General features: G+C 70.9%; 15 protein-coding genes. 2 read left to right on the plus strand and 13 right to left on the minus strand.

Annotated features, from left to right (window positions below; genetic code table 11):
- The first annotated feature begins 7 nt into the window (after nt 1–7).
- Nucleotides 8–298: a PLD nuclease N-terminal domain-containing protein gene (locus AB0J87_RS44230; RefSeq protein ID WP_185069979.1), complete on the plus strand. Its 291-nt coding sequence runs from the start codon at nt 8–10 to the stop codon at nt 296–298.
- Nucleotides 299–303: 5 nt separating this feature from the next.
- On the opposite strand, the gene ccsB is transcribed toward AB0J87_RS44230, so the two are convergent.
- The 6 genes from ccsB to AB0J87_RS44260 form a co-directional block, all read right to left on the minus strand.
- On the minus strand, nt 304–1,260 hold the full coding sequence (gene ccsB, locus AB0J87_RS44235; protein WP_363976742.1) for a c-type cytochrome biogenesis protein CcsB: 957 nt from the start codon (nt 1,258–1,260) through the stop codon (nt 304–306).
- Nucleotides 1,250–2,812 (minus strand): cytochrome c biogenesis protein ResB, encoded by a 1,563-nt coding sequence (locus AB0J87_RS44240; protein WP_363976744.1) that lies wholly within the window; start codon nt 2,810–2,812, stop codon nt 1,250–1,252. Before AB0J87_RS44240 ends, ccsB begins: the two co-directional genes overlap by 11 nt.
- Nucleotides 2,812–3,534 carry a cytochrome c biogenesis protein CcdA gene (locus tag AB0J87_RS44245; protein WP_350739815.1) on the minus strand — a complete coding sequence of 241 codons (723 nt, stop codon included), beginning with the start codon at nt 3,532–3,534 and terminating at the stop codon, nt 2,812–2,814. The genes AB0J87_RS44240 and AB0J87_RS44245 overlap by 1 nt, the downstream gene beginning before the upstream one ends.
- Nucleotides 3,527–4,093 (minus strand): TlpA disulfide reductase family protein, encoded by a 567-nt coding sequence (locus AB0J87_RS44250; protein WP_350739812.1) that lies wholly within the window; start codon nt 4,091–4,093, stop codon nt 3,527–3,529. Before AB0J87_RS44250 ends, AB0J87_RS44245 begins: the two co-directional genes overlap by 8 nt.
- A 71-nt stretch (nt 4,094–4,164) precedes the next feature.
- Nucleotides 4,165–4,803, minus strand: a complete 639-nt coding sequence (locus AB0J87_RS44255) for a histidine phosphatase family protein (RefSeq protein ID WP_363976749.1) — start codon at nt 4,801–4,803, stop codon at nt 4,165–4,167.
- Nucleotides 4,804–4,857: 54 nt separating this feature from the next.
- Entirely contained in the window at nt 4,858–5,778 is a 921-nt protein-coding gene (locus tag AB0J87_RS44260; RefSeq protein WP_363976752.1) for a LysR family transcriptional regulator, read from the minus strand.
- A 184-nt stretch (nt 5,779–5,962) separates the two neighbouring features.
- On the opposite strand from AB0J87_RS44260, the gene AB0J87_RS44265 reads away from it, so the two are divergent.
- Entirely contained in the window at nt 5,963–6,823 is an 861-nt protein-coding gene (locus AB0J87_RS44265; RefSeq protein ID WP_363976755.1) for an EamA family transporter, read from the plus strand.
- On the opposite strand, the gene hemL is transcribed toward AB0J87_RS44265, so the two are convergent.
- The 7 genes from hemL to AB0J87_RS44300 form a co-directional block, all read right to left on the minus strand.
- On the minus strand, nt 6,820–8,109 hold the full coding sequence (hemL, locus tag AB0J87_RS44270) for a glutamate-1-semialdehyde 2,1-aminomutase (RefSeq protein WP_363976758.1): 1,290 nt from the start codon (nt 8,107–8,109) through the stop codon (nt 6,820–6,822). The genes AB0J87_RS44265 and hemL overlap by 4 nt on opposite strands.
- Nucleotides 8,110–8,169: 60 nt before the next feature.
- Nucleotides 8,170–8,799: a bifunctional DNA primase/polymerase gene (locus AB0J87_RS44275; protein WP_363976760.1), complete on the minus strand. Its 630-nt coding sequence runs from the start codon at nt 8,797–8,799 to the stop codon at nt 8,170–8,172.
- 339 nt (nt 8,800–9,138) lie between these two features.
- Nucleotides 9,139–10,122, minus strand: a complete 984-nt coding sequence (gene hemB / locus AB0J87_RS44280) for a porphobilinogen synthase (RefSeq protein ID WP_363976763.1) — start codon at nt 10,120–10,122, stop codon at nt 9,139–9,141.
- A gap of 39 nt (nt 10,123–10,161) precedes the next feature.
- On the minus strand, nt 10,162–11,706 hold the full coding sequence (locus AB0J87_RS44285) for a bifunctional uroporphyrinogen-III C-methyltransferase/uroporphyrinogen-III synthase (protein WP_350739792.1): 1,545 nt from the start codon (nt 11,704–11,706) through the stop codon (nt 10,162–10,164).
- Entirely contained in the window at nt 11,703–12,614 is a 912-nt protein-coding gene (gene hemC, locus AB0J87_RS44290) for a hydroxymethylbilane synthase (RefSeq protein WP_363976767.1), read from the minus strand. The genes AB0J87_RS44285 and hemC overlap by 4 nt, the downstream gene beginning before the upstream one ends.
- Nucleotides 12,614–13,870, minus strand: a complete 1,257-nt coding sequence (locus AB0J87_RS44295) for a glutamyl-tRNA reductase (RefSeq protein WP_350739787.1) — start codon at nt 13,868–13,870, stop codon at nt 12,614–12,616. The genes hemC and AB0J87_RS44295 overlap by 1 nt, the downstream gene beginning before the upstream one ends.
- A complete protein-coding gene (locus AB0J87_RS44300; protein ID WP_350739785.1) occupies nt 13,867–14,544 on the minus strand; it encodes a redox-sensing transcriptional repressor Rex in 678 nt (225 codons plus the stop codon). The genes AB0J87_RS44295 and AB0J87_RS44300 overlap by 4 nt, the downstream gene beginning before the upstream one ends.
- Nucleotides 14,545–14,642 lie beyond the last annotated feature (98 nt).

Genomic DNA, 14,642 nt, shown 5'->3' on the forward strand with positions numbered 1-14,642 from the left:
TTCAGGAATGGCAGGTGTACTGATCGGCCTGGCGCTGCTGGTCTTCTGGCTCTTCTCGCTGTTCGACGTGGTCACCGCACCGGAAGATGAGGTTCGGAACGTACCAAAAGCCCTGTGGATCCTGATCGTCGTCCTGATCCCGGTGCTCGGCGGTCTGGTCTGGATGGCGCGCGGCCGCCCGCGGGCCCCGCGCGCCGCGTGGCCGGTGCCCCCTGGTCCGGGCATGCCCAAGGGGCCGGACGACGACCCCGACTTCCTGCGTGACCTCGATCGCCGCATGCGTGGCGACGACGTCTGAGCCGATCAGACGTCGGCGTAGCTGTGCAGGCCGCTGATGAAGATGTTGACGCCGATCAGGTTGAACATCAGGCAGGCGAACGCCACCAGCTGCACGATCGTCGCGGCCCTGCCCCGCCATCCGGCCGTCACCTTGGCGTGCAGGTAGGCGGCGTAGGCCACCCAGGTGATGAACGACCAGACCTCCTTGGGGTCCCAGCCCCAGTAGCGGCCCCACGCCCGGTCGGCCCAGAGCGCCCCCGCGATCACCGCGAACGTCCACAGCGGGAACGAGAACACGATCGCCCGGTGCGCCACCCGCTCCAGGTCGGCCCGCGAGGGCAGGCGTGACAGCCCGTCACCGCGCACCAGGTAGAGGACCCCGGCGACGCCGGCCAGCGTGAACAGGCCGCTGGCGATGATGGCGGCGGTGACGTGGATGGCGATCCAGTACGAGTCCAGCGCAGGCACCACAGGCCCGGCCGCCGTGTAGAAGAACTTGACCGCCAGGCCGAGCCCGAGGGCCGCCGTGATCATCACGAAGGCGCCGAGGAAGCGCACGTTGAAGCGGATCTGGGTGCCGAGGAACGCGGTCACGGCGGCGAAGCAGATGGCCACCACGAACTCGTACATGTTGCCCCACGGCCACCGGTCCACGGACATGCCGCGGGTGGCGATGGCGGCGAAGTTGGCCGCCCAGCCGATCCAGGCGAGCACCAGGGCCACCTTGCCGGCCCTGGTTCCCCCATCTGACGGCTCCTTGGCCTCCGGGGTGGCGGCGACCACGCCGTCGGCTGAAGGCCCCCCACCCGCTCCGACCGCGACCGGCTGCTTGACCTCGGACCGCTCGACGGCGGCCGCCTTGTCCGGCCGGGACCTGCCGAAGGCGAGCTCGATCGCGAACCCGACCATGGCGAGGAAGTAGAGCAGAACGGCGGCGACGACGAAAAGGTCGCTCAGCTCCGCGAGTTGCTCAGCGGACATCCTTTTCTCCTGCGGCTAGAACCTTGACGATGTCGGCGAACTCCTCGGCGAAGCCCGCCGCGGAGCCTTCAGTACGGGTCAGGCCGCCCACCTCGACCACGCCGTTCCCGATCCGCACGAACACCCGGCGGCGGCGGATCATCAGGGACAGCGCGATGGAGACGACGGCCGTGGCGGCGAAGACCAGCACCGGCATGCGACCGGGGTCGTAGGCCGTCTGGAGCGTGATCCACTCCTTGACCCCGGTGAACTCCAGCTTGCCCGCCCCCTTGGGCAGGTCGATGGACTGGCCGACGGCGAGCGGCTTGGGCACGCTCTTGCCCATGATCAGCGGGGTGAGCTTCTTCATGAGCTCGGGCGGCGCGAGCTCGTACACCGACCGCGGCTGGCCGGAGCGCAGCCCCAGGTCGCCGGTGAAGGCCCCGACGAGCTGCACCTCGGGGTTGAGCGAGCCGGGGAAGGCCGAGGCGTACGTGCCGTCCGTGAGCGGCACGCTGGTGGGCAGGAACTGCAGCAGGAACCCGAGCTGCGCCGGCTCGGCGTCGGGCACCTTGACCACGCATCCCGAGGTCATCGTGCCCTTGGCCTCGATGAGGCACGGCACCGGGCCCTCGAAGGCGACCTGCCCCTTGCCGTCGGTGACCTTGAAGACGGGGGCGTAGCCGTTGCCGATCAGGTACGTCTGCGTGCCGTTGATCTCCAGCGGGTCGTTGACCTTGAGGTCGTACTCGCGGGCGGGCGACCCCGGCGAGTCGTTGACCTTCAGGCGGGCCGTGTAGTCGAGCGCCTGGCCCCGCTTCTCGCCCGTCACCTGGTAGGCGACCTTGAAGTCCTCCAGCTGGAAGGAGAACGGCTCCAGCGACTCGGCCGAGACCTGGTTGCCCGGGATGAACCGGTCGTAGGCGGCCACCGTGTTGGCGAACCCGTCGCCCTCGACGACCAGGACGTTGCCGCGGTAGCCGAACAGCGACCCGAAGCCGACCGCGAACAGGATGCCCAGCAGGGCGACGTGGAAGAACAGGTTTCCGGTCTCGCGCAGGAAGCCCTTCTCGGCCGACACCCACCCGTCGCCGGTCACGACGCGGAAGCGCAGCTTGCGCAGCCGCGCGGCGGCCCCTCCGACCTCCAGATCGCTCTCGAAAGAGGCGAAGTGCGGCAGCCGGGAGACGTTCTTCGGCGCGGCCGGCGGCTTGCGGCGCAGCTCGCGCAGGTAGGTGGAGGTGCGCGGGATGATGCAGCCGATCAGCGAGGTGAACAGCAGCAGGTAGATCGCCGCGAACCAGACCGAGGTGAACACCTCGAAGAGCTGGAACCTGTCGTACCACTCGGCCAGCGTGGGGCTCTTCTCGTAGAGCTGCGCCACCTTGTCGGGATCGACGCCGCGCTGCGGCACCAGCGAGCCGGGCACCGAGGCGAGCGCGAGCAGGAAGAGCAGGATCAGCGCCGTCTTCATCGAGGTGAGCGTGCGCCAGCCCCACCGCAGCCAGGCGACCGGCCCGAACCCCGCCTGCTGCGCCGCCCGCTCCCTCTCTTCCAGCTCCTTGACGCTCATCAGATCACCGGTACGAATCCGCCGATGAGGCCCTGCATGGCAGCGATCATCTCTCCCCACAGGCCGGTCACGAGCAGCACCCCGACGGCCACCATCATGCCGCCGCCGATCCTGGTGATCAGGCGCGAGTGCTTGCGGATGGCCCGGAAGGTGCGCAGGGCCCTGCTGTACGCCAGCGCCGCACCCACGAACGGCAGCCCGAGGCCCAGCGCGTACGCGACGGCCAGGAGGGCGCCACGCGCGGCGCTGCCCTCGTTGAGCCCGAGCGCCAGCACGACGGCCAGCGTGGGCCCGATGCACGGCGTCCACCCCAGCCCGAACACCACGCCGAGCAGCGGCGCCCCGGCCAGCCCCGCTGCGGGCACCTTGTGGATGCGCACGTCGCGCATCAGCCCGGGGACGAGCCCCAGGAACGCGAGCCCGAGCAGGATGGTCAGCACCCCGAGCACCCGCGTGATGATCTCGATGTGGCCCAGCATGACCGAGCCGAGCCCGCCGAACAGCGCCCCGCTGAGCACGAACACCAGCCCGAACCCGGCCACGAACAGCACCGTCCCCAGCACGAGCCGCCCCCGCTTGGGGTCGGCGCTCATGCCGGTCACGTACGACAGGTAGCCCGGCACCAGCGGCAGCACGCACGGCGACAGGAACGACACGACCCCGGCCAGCACCGCGATCGGCACCGCGAGCAGCAGCGAGCCCGAGGCCACGACGTCACTCATCGCGCACCTTGGTCACGGTGTTGAGCAGGTCGGTGTACTTGACCGCGCCGAGCGCCCTGGCGGCGATCCTGCCCTGCTTGTCGATGATCAGGGTGGACGGGATGGCCGCCGGCGGCACCGTGCCCTGGAAGGCCAGCGCCACCTTGCCCGGCTGGTCGAAGATGTGCGGGTAGCCGGTCTTCTCGGTGCGCTCGAACGCCAGCGCGTCGGCCTGGCGGTCCTTGAAGTCGACGCCGATGAACTCCACGCCGCCGGCCTTGGTCTTGGCCGCGACCTCCTTGAGCACCGGCGCCTCCGCCCGGCACGGCCCGCACCACGACGCCCAGAAGTTGATCACCACGACCTTGCCCTTGTGCGCGGCCAGCGAGGCGGTGGCGCCGTCGAGGGTCGGCCCCTGGATCGCGGGCGCGGCCTTGCGATCGGCCGCGTCGAACACCTGCATCTTCCCGTCGCCGGCGACGAAACGGGTGTCGCCGGCCTGTGGCTGGCCGCCCTGGTTGCCCGCGCAGCCCGCGACCAGCAGACCCAGGAGGACGAGAGAGATGGACTTGGCGCGCACGGAGGAAGATCTCCTTGTACTACAACCGGTAGAGCTTGCAACTCTACCGGCGAGCCCCCTCGCTCCGGACATCAGGCCCCGGGAACGGACGGACCGGTCTGAAGCGACCCCGCCGGCTCGCTGTAGCCGATGCTGACGAGGCGGTCGCCGTCGAAGGAGAGGGTGGTGAGGCTCGCCAGCGCGCACTGCCTGCGCCGCGGATCGTGCCAGAGCCGGCGGCCCTCGGCGGCCGACCTGATCGTCCAGATGGGGAGCTGGTGGCTGACGAGCACCACCTCGTGCCCGCGTGCGGCCGCCCTGGCGTCGTCGATCACCGACTTCATGCGCCTGACGATCGACGGGTACGGCTCACCCCAGGACGGGCGCAGCGGGTTCCAGAAATAGCGGTAGTTGCGCGGGTTGCGCAGGATCGCCAGACCCTGGCCCACCGGGCGGCCTTGGAGCAGGTTGCCCGCCTCGATCAGGCGCTCGTCCTGGACGACGTCGAGACCGAGCTTCTCGGCGAGGGGGGCGGCGGTCTCGAGGGCGCGCTCGAGCGGGGAGCTGTAGATGGCGACGATGTCACGGCCGCCCACGGCCTTGGCGACCGTCTCGGCCATGAGCTTTCCCGTCTCGGACAGGTGGTAGCCCGGGAGCCTGCCGTACAGGACGCCGGCGGGATTGTGCACCTCGCCGTGGCGCAGCAGGTGGACGACGGTGGTTTCAGCCATGGTGTGGCCCAGCCTATCCGCTCCCCCTCTATGAGCAGCGTGAGGCCCGGCGGCTCAGTTGACGGCCCAGGCGTTCTCCTGCTTCCTGCTCGCCTCGGCCAGCGCCTCCACCATGGCCCTGATCGCGGGACGGCGCGCCGCGTCCGTGCGCCACACGGCGTAGATCCGCCGCGTCTGGCGCGGCATGATCGGCACGAGCCGCACGCCGTCCGGCACGCAGTCCCGGCCGAGCCGCGGCACGATCGCGCACCCCAGCCCGCCCGCCACCAGCGCGAGCTGGGTCGGGTACTCGTCGGCCATGCACGCGATCACGGGCTCCACCGAGGCGTTGCGCAGGGTGAAGACGAGCCAGTCGTGGCAGACGGTGCCGGGAGACCCGCTGATCCAACGGTCGTCGCGGAGCTGGGCGAGCTCCAGCTCCCTGCTGTGGGCCAGCGGGTGGTCGGCGGGCACCGCGATGTCGGCCACGTCGTCGAGCAGCGTGGCCCTGGACAGGCCTTCGGGCAGGGCCATGGGCCGGTTGAGCCAGTCCTGGATGACGCCCAGGTCCAGCTCGCCCCTGGACACCTCGCGCACCACCCGCTCCGGCTCGCGCTCGCTGAGCTGGACCCACAGGTCGGGGTGGCGCTCCCGGAGCGAGACGAGCGCGCCGGGCATGAGGCCGCGCACGGCGGTGGGGAAGGCCGCGATGTTCAGCCGGCCGACGACCTCGCCGCGCAGCGCCTCGAAGTCCGCCTCCGCGGTCTCGACCAGGGCGAGGATGCGCTCGGCGTGCTCGGCCAGGAGGCCGGCCGCGTCCGTGAGGCGCACGCCGCGCCCGTTGCGCTCCATGAGTCTGGCGCCGGTCTCGCGCTCCAGCTTGGCGATCTGCTGGGAGACCGCCGAGGGCGTGACCATGAGCGCGTCGGCGGCCGCGCCGACCGACCCGTAGACATGGACCGCATGAAGGGCCTTGAGCCGGTTCAAGTCCAACATGTAAGTCATCCTAAATGGTTTAGCGTAGAAAGTCTCGCTTGTCGTTGAATGTGTAGCGGATGAAAATAGATGCATGAGAATCCTTAAGACGAAGAAGCAGCAGCCGAGCTCCGTGTCCTACCTCAAGGTCCTGGCCGAGCAGGCTCGCGACCAGCGCATCCGCTACGAGAAGCCCGCTCGCTGAGTGCGGCCCCGCCACCTCGCCCTTGCCATCGGCCTCGCGGCCGTGTGGGGCTTCAACTTCGTGGTCATGCAGGCCGGCCTGCGGCACTTCCCGCCGCTGCTGTACGCGGGCATCAGGTTCGCCCTGGCGGCGTTCCCCGCCCTGCTGTTCGCCGGCCGCCCGGGAGTCCCGTGGCGCTGGGTCGCGGGGGTGGCGGCCACCATCGGGGTCGGCCAGTTCGGATTCCTGCTCGTGGGCATGCGAGCGGGCATGCCGGCCGGACTGACCTCACTCGTCCTGCAGACGCAGGCGATCTTCACCGTGTTGTTCGCGGTGACGCTGCTCAAGGAGCGGCTCACCGCCCGCCGCGTGCTCGGGCTGGGCGTCGCCTTCGGCGGCCTGGCCCTGGTCGCGCTCGACTTCGGGGTGTCGGGCCCGCTCGGGGCCTTCGCCCTCTGCCTGGCCGCAGCGGCCGCCTGGGGCCTCGGCAACGTGGTTCAGCGCAAGGCCGCGCCGCCCGATTCGCTCCGCTTCATGGTCTGGGTGAGCGCCTTCTCCGCGATCCCGCTCCTGCTCCTGTCGCTCTGGCTGGAGGGTGTGCCGGTGCTGGACCCGGCCGCTGAGGGCTGGCTCTCGCTCCTGTACGTGGCGTTCGTCTCCACGCTCGGCGGCTTCGGCGTCTGGGGCTGGCTCCTGCGCCGGTACGACGCCTCCACGGTGGCGCCGTACACGCTGCTGGTGCCGGTGTTCGGCATGTCTTCGGCGGCGCTGGTGACCGGCGAGCCGATCTCCTGGCCGAAGCTGGTGGCGGCGGCCCTGGTCATCTCGGGCGTCCTGTACGCGGGCACGAAGCCCCGCCGCGCACTCGTCACCGCCCCTTAGAGCACGGCGGCAGCCGCCTTCGCCGCCGCGGGCAGCGCCTCGGCCACGCGGCTCAGCGCCTCCTCGTCGTGGGAGGCCGACAGGAACCAGGCCTCGTACGCCGACGGCGGCAGATAGACGCCCTGGTCGAGCATCGCGTGGAAGAACGCGGTGAACGCGGCCGTGTTCTGCGTCTTGGCCTCGGCGAAGTTCGTCACCTCGGCGTCCGTGAAGAAGATCGAGAACAGGTTGCCCGCCCGCTGCAGCCGGTGCGGCACCCCGGCGGCGGACAGCGCCTCGGAGGCCGCGTCGCCGACGGCGAGGGCCGCGGCGTCCACGCGCGCGTAGGCCTCGGCGTCCAGGGCGCGCAGCGTGGCCAGGCCGGCGGCGCAGGCCAGCGGGTTACCGGACAGCGTCCCGGCCTGGTAGACGGGCCCCTCGGGCGCGAGCAGGGCCATCACCTCGGCCCGTCCCCCGAAGGCCGCGGCGGGCAGGCCGCCGCCCATGACCTTCCCGAACGTCATCAGATCGGCCTCCACCGGCTCCAGGCCGTACCAGCCCGCGGGCGAGACGCGGAACCCCGTCAGCACCTCGTCGACGATGAGCAGCGCGCCGTGGGCCGTGCACAGCTCGCGCAGGCGCGCGTTGAACCCGTCCTTGGGCGGGACGATCCCCATGTTCGCCGGGCAGGCCTCCGTGATCACGCACGCGACCTCGACCTCCGCGAAGGCCGCCTCGACGGCCTCGATGGAGTTGTACGGCAGCACGATCGTGTCCGCCGCCGACGCCCCCGTCACGCCCGGCGTGTCGGGCAGCCCGAATGTCGCCACCCCGGACCCGGCCGCGGCCAGCAGCGCGTCGACGTGCCCGTGGTAGCACCCGGCGAACTTGATCACCTTCGACCGCCCGGTGAACCCCCTGGCCAGCCGCACCGCGCTCATCGTCGCCTCGGTGCCCGAGCTGACCAGCCGCACCTTCTCGACCGGCGCCACCCTGGCGACGATCTCCTCGGCCAGCTCCACCTCGCCGGGGGTGGCGGTGCCGTAGGAGAACCCGTGGGCCACCGCGCCCGACACGGCCTCGACGACCGCGGGGTGCCGATGCCCGAGGATCATGGGGCCCCAGGAGCACACCAGGTCGACGTACCGGTTGCCGTCGACGTCGGTGATGTGGGGGCCCTGGCCGGAGACCATGAAGCGCGGCGTCCCGCCGACCGCGCCGAACGCGCGCACCGGCGAGTTGACACCCCCGGGCACGATGCGGCGGGCGCGGGCGAACAGGTCCTCGGAGTTCTGTGTACGGCTCACCCGACCCAGGTTAGCCGGGACACACAGCGCCCTTCGGAGCGGGCACCACGAGGGCCGCGCTCAGTCGGCCAGCCACTCCAGGATGCGCAGCGGGTCGGGTAGCGGCTGCCCGTTCGGGGGCCGGAGCCAGGAGACGGGCTGCCCCGTGGGGAGGGTCGAGGGGGGCGCGAGGACGTAGCTGTCGCGGCAGTGCCACCGCAGCCCCGGCGTGTCGTCGATCGTGGCGGGATCGCAGTCGAGCTGGCACGACCACCACTCGTCCTCGTCCTCCGGATTGCCCCGCGTGGCCACATAAAACAGGACCCGGTCGCCGTTGGCGGCGACCGGGCCCGGGTGTGCTCCGGCGTTGTCGATCCGGGTGAGGGCCGACAGGCCGATGGCGAGCGGTACGTCGAAGACGTCGAACACGCGTCCGGTGGGCAGGATCACGTTGGCCTCGGGCTCGGCGTGCCACCAGCGCGTCAGCAGCGCCGTGTCCGTCGTGGCCTGCAGGTGCCAGGCGGGCGAGAGCGGATGGGCGCCCGGGTCGGGACAGCCGAGGCGGTCACAGGAGCAGGCGCGCGGCCCCTGACGCAGCGGATAAGCCCCCGGCACGACGGGCCACCCCATGGCGGCGTATTCGAGCACGGTGCCGATGCGTGTCGGCCGCGACCGTTTTCTGGTACGCCGAGCCAGTGGTACCCCCACCATTGGTGTCTCCCGTCGAGTCCCCACAGTGCCTGAAGAGGTCCCGGCTCCGGGCAGCCATACGCGCCACGCGGGACACACCAGCACTTGTCATCGCACTCTAACGCACACGCCCCACGAGTTGACGGGAAACCCCTTGGTTAGCCGCGATGGATCCGCAGCGTAGCGAGGACATCCATCGCGGCACGCGAGCGGAAGCTCGCCAATCAGATGCGCGATGGATCCGCAGCGTAGCGAGGACATCCATTGCGGCCCGCGAGCGGAAGCTCGCCAATCAGATGCGCGATGGATCCGCAGCGTAGCGAGGACATCCATTGCGGCACGCGAGCGGAAACCCGACGATCAGATGCGCCGTGCCACTTCCGTCGCCCAGTACGTGAGGATCATGTCGGCCCCGGCGCGCTTGATCGCGACCAGCGATTCGGTGATCATGCGGTCCCGGTCCACCCAGCCGTTGGCCGCGGCCGCCTCGATCATGGCGTACTCGCCGCTGACCTGGTATGCCGCCACCGGGACGTCCACCTCGTCACGCACGCGGGTGATGACGTCGAGGTAGGCCCCCGCCGGCTTGACCATGACGGCGTCGGCGCCCTCGGCGAGGTCGAGCCGGACCTCGCGCAGCGCCTCCTCCAGCGGCCCGGCGGGGTCCTGCTGGTGGGTGCTGCGGTCGCCGAACTGCGGCGCGCACTCGGCGGCGTCGCGGAACGGCCCGAAGAAGGCGGACGCGTACTTCACCGAATAGGACAAGATCGGGACATTTTCATAACCGGCCCCGTCCAGGGCGGAGCGGATCGCCCCCACCTGGCCGTCCATCATCCCGCTCGGCGCCACCATCTGCGACCCCGCGGCGGCCTGGGCCACCGCGATCGAGGCGTAGCGCTCCAGCGTGGCGTCGTTGTCCACGTCACCGGACGGGGTGAGGATCCCGCAGTGCCCGTTGTCGGTGAACTCGTCGAGGCAGGTGTCGGCCATGACCACGACCGCGTCGCCGACCTCGGCGTTCACGTCACGCAGCGCCACCTGCAGGATCCCGTCGGGATCGTCGGCGGCCGAGCCCCGCGCGTCCTTCACCGCGGGGATCCCGAACAGGATGATCCCGCCGACGCCCGCCTCCGCCGCCTCGTGCGCGGCCTTGCGGAGCGAGTCGCGGGTGTGCTGGAAGACGCCCGGCATCGAGGCCACGGGGTGCGGCTCGGCGAGGCCCTCCTTGACGAAGGCGGGCAGGATCAGGTCGGCGGCGTGCAACCTGGTGCCCGCCACCATCCGGCGCAGGGCGGGGCTGCGACGCAGCCGCCGCAGCCGGGCCACAGGGTACTGCGCGGTCATACGCCACTCCTCAATCGCGAGAACGCGAAGACTAAGAATTCACCTGGCTCTTCTCCTGGCGCCCCGGCGGTTCTGCGACGGCCTGCGCGGGGTGTCGCCCGCCGCCAGCGCTGCCTGGCGCTGCTTGGCCCCGTACTCGGCCACCGCGGCGGCCAGGGCGGAGGCCGACGGCTTGTCGGCCATCACGTCGACCCGGAGCCCGAACTCCTCGGCCGTCTTGGCCGTCTGCGGCCCGATGACGGCGATCACCGTGACGTTGTGCGGCTTGCCCGCGATGCCCACCAGGTTGCGCACGGTGGACGAGGACGTGAAGAGCACGGCGTCGAAGCCGCCGCCCTTGATCGCCTCGCGGATGGGCGCGGGTGGCGGCGCGGCCCGCACGGTGCGGTACGCGGTGACGTCGTCGCACTCCCAGCCCAGCTCGGTGAGCCCGGCCACCAGCGTGTCGGTGGAGATGTCGGCCCGCGGCAGCAGCACCCGGTTGATCGGGTCGAGCATCGAGTCGTACGGCGGCCACTCGGCCACCAGCCCCTCGGAGGACTGCTCCCCCGACGGCAGCAGGTCGGGCTTGACCCCGAACTCGACCAGGGCCTGCGCGGTCGCCTCGCCCACGGCCGCCACCTTGAGGCCGGCGAAGGCCCGCGCGTCGAGGCCGTACTCCTCGAACTTCTCGCGCACCGCCTTGACCGCGTTGGCGCTGGTGAAGGCCACCCACTCGTAGCGGCCCGTGACGAGCCCCTTGATGGCGCGGTCCATCTGCTGCGGCGTGCGGGGCGGCTCGACCGAGATGGTCGGCACCTCCTCGGGCACCGCGCCGTACGCGACGAGCTGCTCGGACAGGCTGCGCGACTGCTCCTTGGTGCGAGGCACCAGCACCCGCCAGCCGAACAGCGGCTTGGTCTCGAACCACGACAGCTTGTCACGCAGCCCCACGGCCTCGCCGACCACGATGAGCGCCGGCTCGGTGAACCCGGCGTGCTTGAGGTCGGGCTGGAGCCGGCCGAGCGAGGACACGACGGTGTACTGCTCGGTGGTGGTGCCGCCGCTGCTGACCGCGACGGGCGTGGTGTCGGGCTTGCCGCCCGCGATGAGCGCCTTGCCGATGGCCACGGCGTCGCCGATGCCGTTGTAGATCACCAGGGTGCCGCGGCAGGCGGCGTGCGCGGCCCAGTCCTGGTCCTGCGCGGCGTCCACGACCCGGAACTCGGGGACGGCGCTCGCGGCCGGGATGCCCGCGTAGGTGAGGACGGCGGTCGCGGGCGGCACGCCGGGAACGATCTCGAAGTCCACCTCCGCCGCGGCGCAGGCCGCGACCTCCTCGGTGATCGAGGAGAACAGCATCGGGTCGCCCTCGCACAGGCGCACCACGAGCTGCCCGTGCTTGGCCCGCTTGACCAGGTCGTCCTCGACGACCTCGACGCCTTCGCGGCAGTGGCGCAGCAACGGGCGGTGTTCTTCGTCGCCGAGCACCACGGCGTCGGCCTTGGCGAGCAGCTCGGCGGCGCGGAGCGTGAGCAGGTTGGGATCGCCGGGTCCCGCGCCCACGAAGGCGACGAATCCGGAGGTTGGACTATCGGAGCTCAATGGGAATGCTCCCCCATCAATCTGTCGGCTCCTTCGGCGATCATCTCGGCCGCCAGGAGGCGGCCCAGGTTCGCGGCCTCCGAAGGAGATCCGGCGGCGGACTTGCGGACCGCCTCGCGGCCGTCGATGGCGACGACCACGGCGGTCAGGTTCAGAGTGTGCCCGTCATCGGCCGCGAAAGCACCCACCGGAGCGGCGCAACCAGCCTCGAGAGCCGCCAGTACGGCTCGCTCGGCGGTCACCGCGGAGCGCGTGCGCGGGTCGTCGAGAACACTCAGGAACTCGATGAGGTCGGCCCTGTCGGACCTGCACTCCACGGCCAGCGCGCCCTGACCGGGAGCCGGCAGCAACTCCTCCACCTCGAAGATCTGTGCGATTTCGGCGTCACGGCCGATCCTGGTCAGGCCGGCCGAGGCCAGCACGACCGCGTCGAGCTCACCTGAGGTTACCTTGCCGATACGCGTGTCGGCGTTGCCGCGGATCGGGACGTACTCCAGGTCGGGCCGGAGCGCGCTCAGCATGGCGACCCGGCGCGGCGATCCGGTGCCGACCCGGGCGCCGGGCGCCAGGTCGGCGAACTTGCGCGGGCCGACCAGCGCGTCGCGGTGGTCGTGCCGGGCCGGGATCGCCGCCAGCGTGAAGCGCGGGTCCTGCTTGGTCGGCAGGTCCTTCAGCGAGTGGACGGCGAAGTCGACCTCGTCCTCCATGAGCTTGTCTCGCAGCGCGCTGACGAACACGCCCGTGCCGCCGAGCTGCGCGAGGTGGGCCTTGGTCACGTCGCCGAACGTCGTGACACCCACAAGTTCGACCGCGCGCCCGGTGAGCCGCGTGTAGTCGTCGGCCACCATCTGGGACTGCGTGGTGGCCATCAGGCTCCGGCGCGTCCCCAGCCGCAGAGCTCCCGACATCACAGCTCCACCTCCCTCACGGCCTCGGGCATCTTCGGATCGAGATTGAACAGCTCACGCAGCGCTTCCGCATAATGATCGCCGCCTGGGCAGGTGGCGAGTTGCTTGACACGCACCGTGGGCTCGTGGAGCAGCTTGTCGACGACCCGCTGCACGGTCATGGCGACCTCGTCGCGCGCCTTCTCGTCGAGGTCGGGCACCCGCATGAGCAGGCGGCCGAGCTCCGACTCGACCACGCTCGCCGCCTTGCTGCGCAGCGCCACCACGGTCGGGGTGACCTTGGCGGCCCGCTCCGCGTCGAGGTAGGCGCGGAGCTCCTCGGCCACGAGCGCGCGGACGGACTCGACGGCGTCGCCGCCGCGGGAGCCGATCCCGGACTCCTGGATGGTCTCCAGATCCACCAGCGTAACGCCGGGGACGGCCCGCACGCCCGGGTCGATGTCGTGCGGCAGCGCCAGGTCCAGCAGGAACGCCGGCCGGCTCAGCATGTCGGGCGTGATGACGTGGCGCCCGGCGCCCGTGCAGGTGATGACGATGTCGGCCCCGGCCAGCTCGTCGGCCACGGCGGCGAAGCCCACCGCCCGGCCGCCGACGGACTCGGCCAGCCGCGCGCCGCGCTCGTACGTACGGTTGGCCACCACGATGTCGGTGACCCCGGCGCGCGCCAGCGTGGCGGCGGCCAGCGAGCTCATGGAGCCCGCCCCGACCACCAGCGCCCGCCGCCCGGCCAGGTCACCCGCCAGGGCCAGGCCGGCGGAGACGAGGGAGGCGCCCGCCTTGTCGATGCCGGTCTCGTGGTGCGCCCGCTTGCCGACCCGCAGCGCCTGCTGGACCAGCTCGTTGAGGGTGGCGCCGACGGTGCCGTGGCGCTGCGCCAGCTTGAGCGCCTGGCGGACCTGGCCGAGGATCTGGCCCTCGCCCAGGACCATGGAGTCGAGCCCGCACACCATGGAGAACAGGTGCTCGACGGCCCGCTCCTCGTAGTGCACGTAGAGGTGCGGCGTCAGCTCCTCGACCGGGACGCCCGAGTGGACGCCGAGCAGGCCGCTGACGGCAGTGACGGCGGCGTGGAAGCGGTCGACCGTGACGTAGACCTCGACCCTGTTGCAGGTCGAGACCACCATGGCCTCCGCGACGCAGGGATCCTGCTGCACGTCGTACAGGAGTTTGGCGAGCGCGTCACCCGTGATCGAGACGCGCTCCAAAAGCGCCACCGGAGCGGTCCGGTGGCTGAGTCCGATAGCCAGAACACTCATTGACTGTCCACCGCCATGAGTGGCCCCCCAGCCTTGCGTTGCTCGTGGAACGCGAGAATCTGCAGTTCGATAGATAGGTCGACTTTACGGACATCGACGCCGTCCGGGACGGAAAGCACAACTGGGGCGAAGTTCAGGATGCTGGTCACGCCCACGGAAATCACACGATCGCACACTTCCTGCGCCGCTGCCGCCGGTGTCGCCAGAACCACGATCGAGACTCCACGCCGCTTGATGACGGCTTCCAGTTCGTCGATGTGCTCAACATTCAACCCCGCGATGGTGTCGCCCACGACTCCGGGGTCGGCGTCCACGAGCGCCGCGACGCGGAAGCCCCTGGAGACGAAACCGCCGTAGTTGGCCAGCGCGCGGCCGAGGTTGCCGACTCCGACGATCGCGACCGCCCAGTCTTGCGTCAGGCCGAGCTCGCGGGAGATCTGGTAGACGAGGTACTCGACGTCATAGCCTACGCCGCGCGTGCCGTACGAGCCGAGGTGTGACAGATCCTTGCGGAGCTTGGCCGAGTTGACGCCGGCGGCGACGGCCAGGTCCTCGGAGCTGACGGTCGCGATGCCCCGCTCGGCCATCCCGTGCAGCGCCCGGAGGTACAACGGAAGCCTGGCGACCGTCGCCTCGGGTATGCCGCGGTCACGGGGCTGGGACGGGCTCTTCACGTGCCGGAGCTCCAGGGGACGGGCGGTGTGGGGACCGCGTGAACGGAATCGAACCGTCTTTCAGGTTAATCCCTTTGTGAACCGATGCACAAAGTCGC

This window comes from Nonomuraea sp. NPDC049625 (assembly GCF_040675285.1).
Classification (GTDB): Bacteria; Actinomycetota; Actinomycetes; order Streptosporangiales; family Streptosporangiaceae; genus Nonomuraea; species Nonomuraea angiospora_A.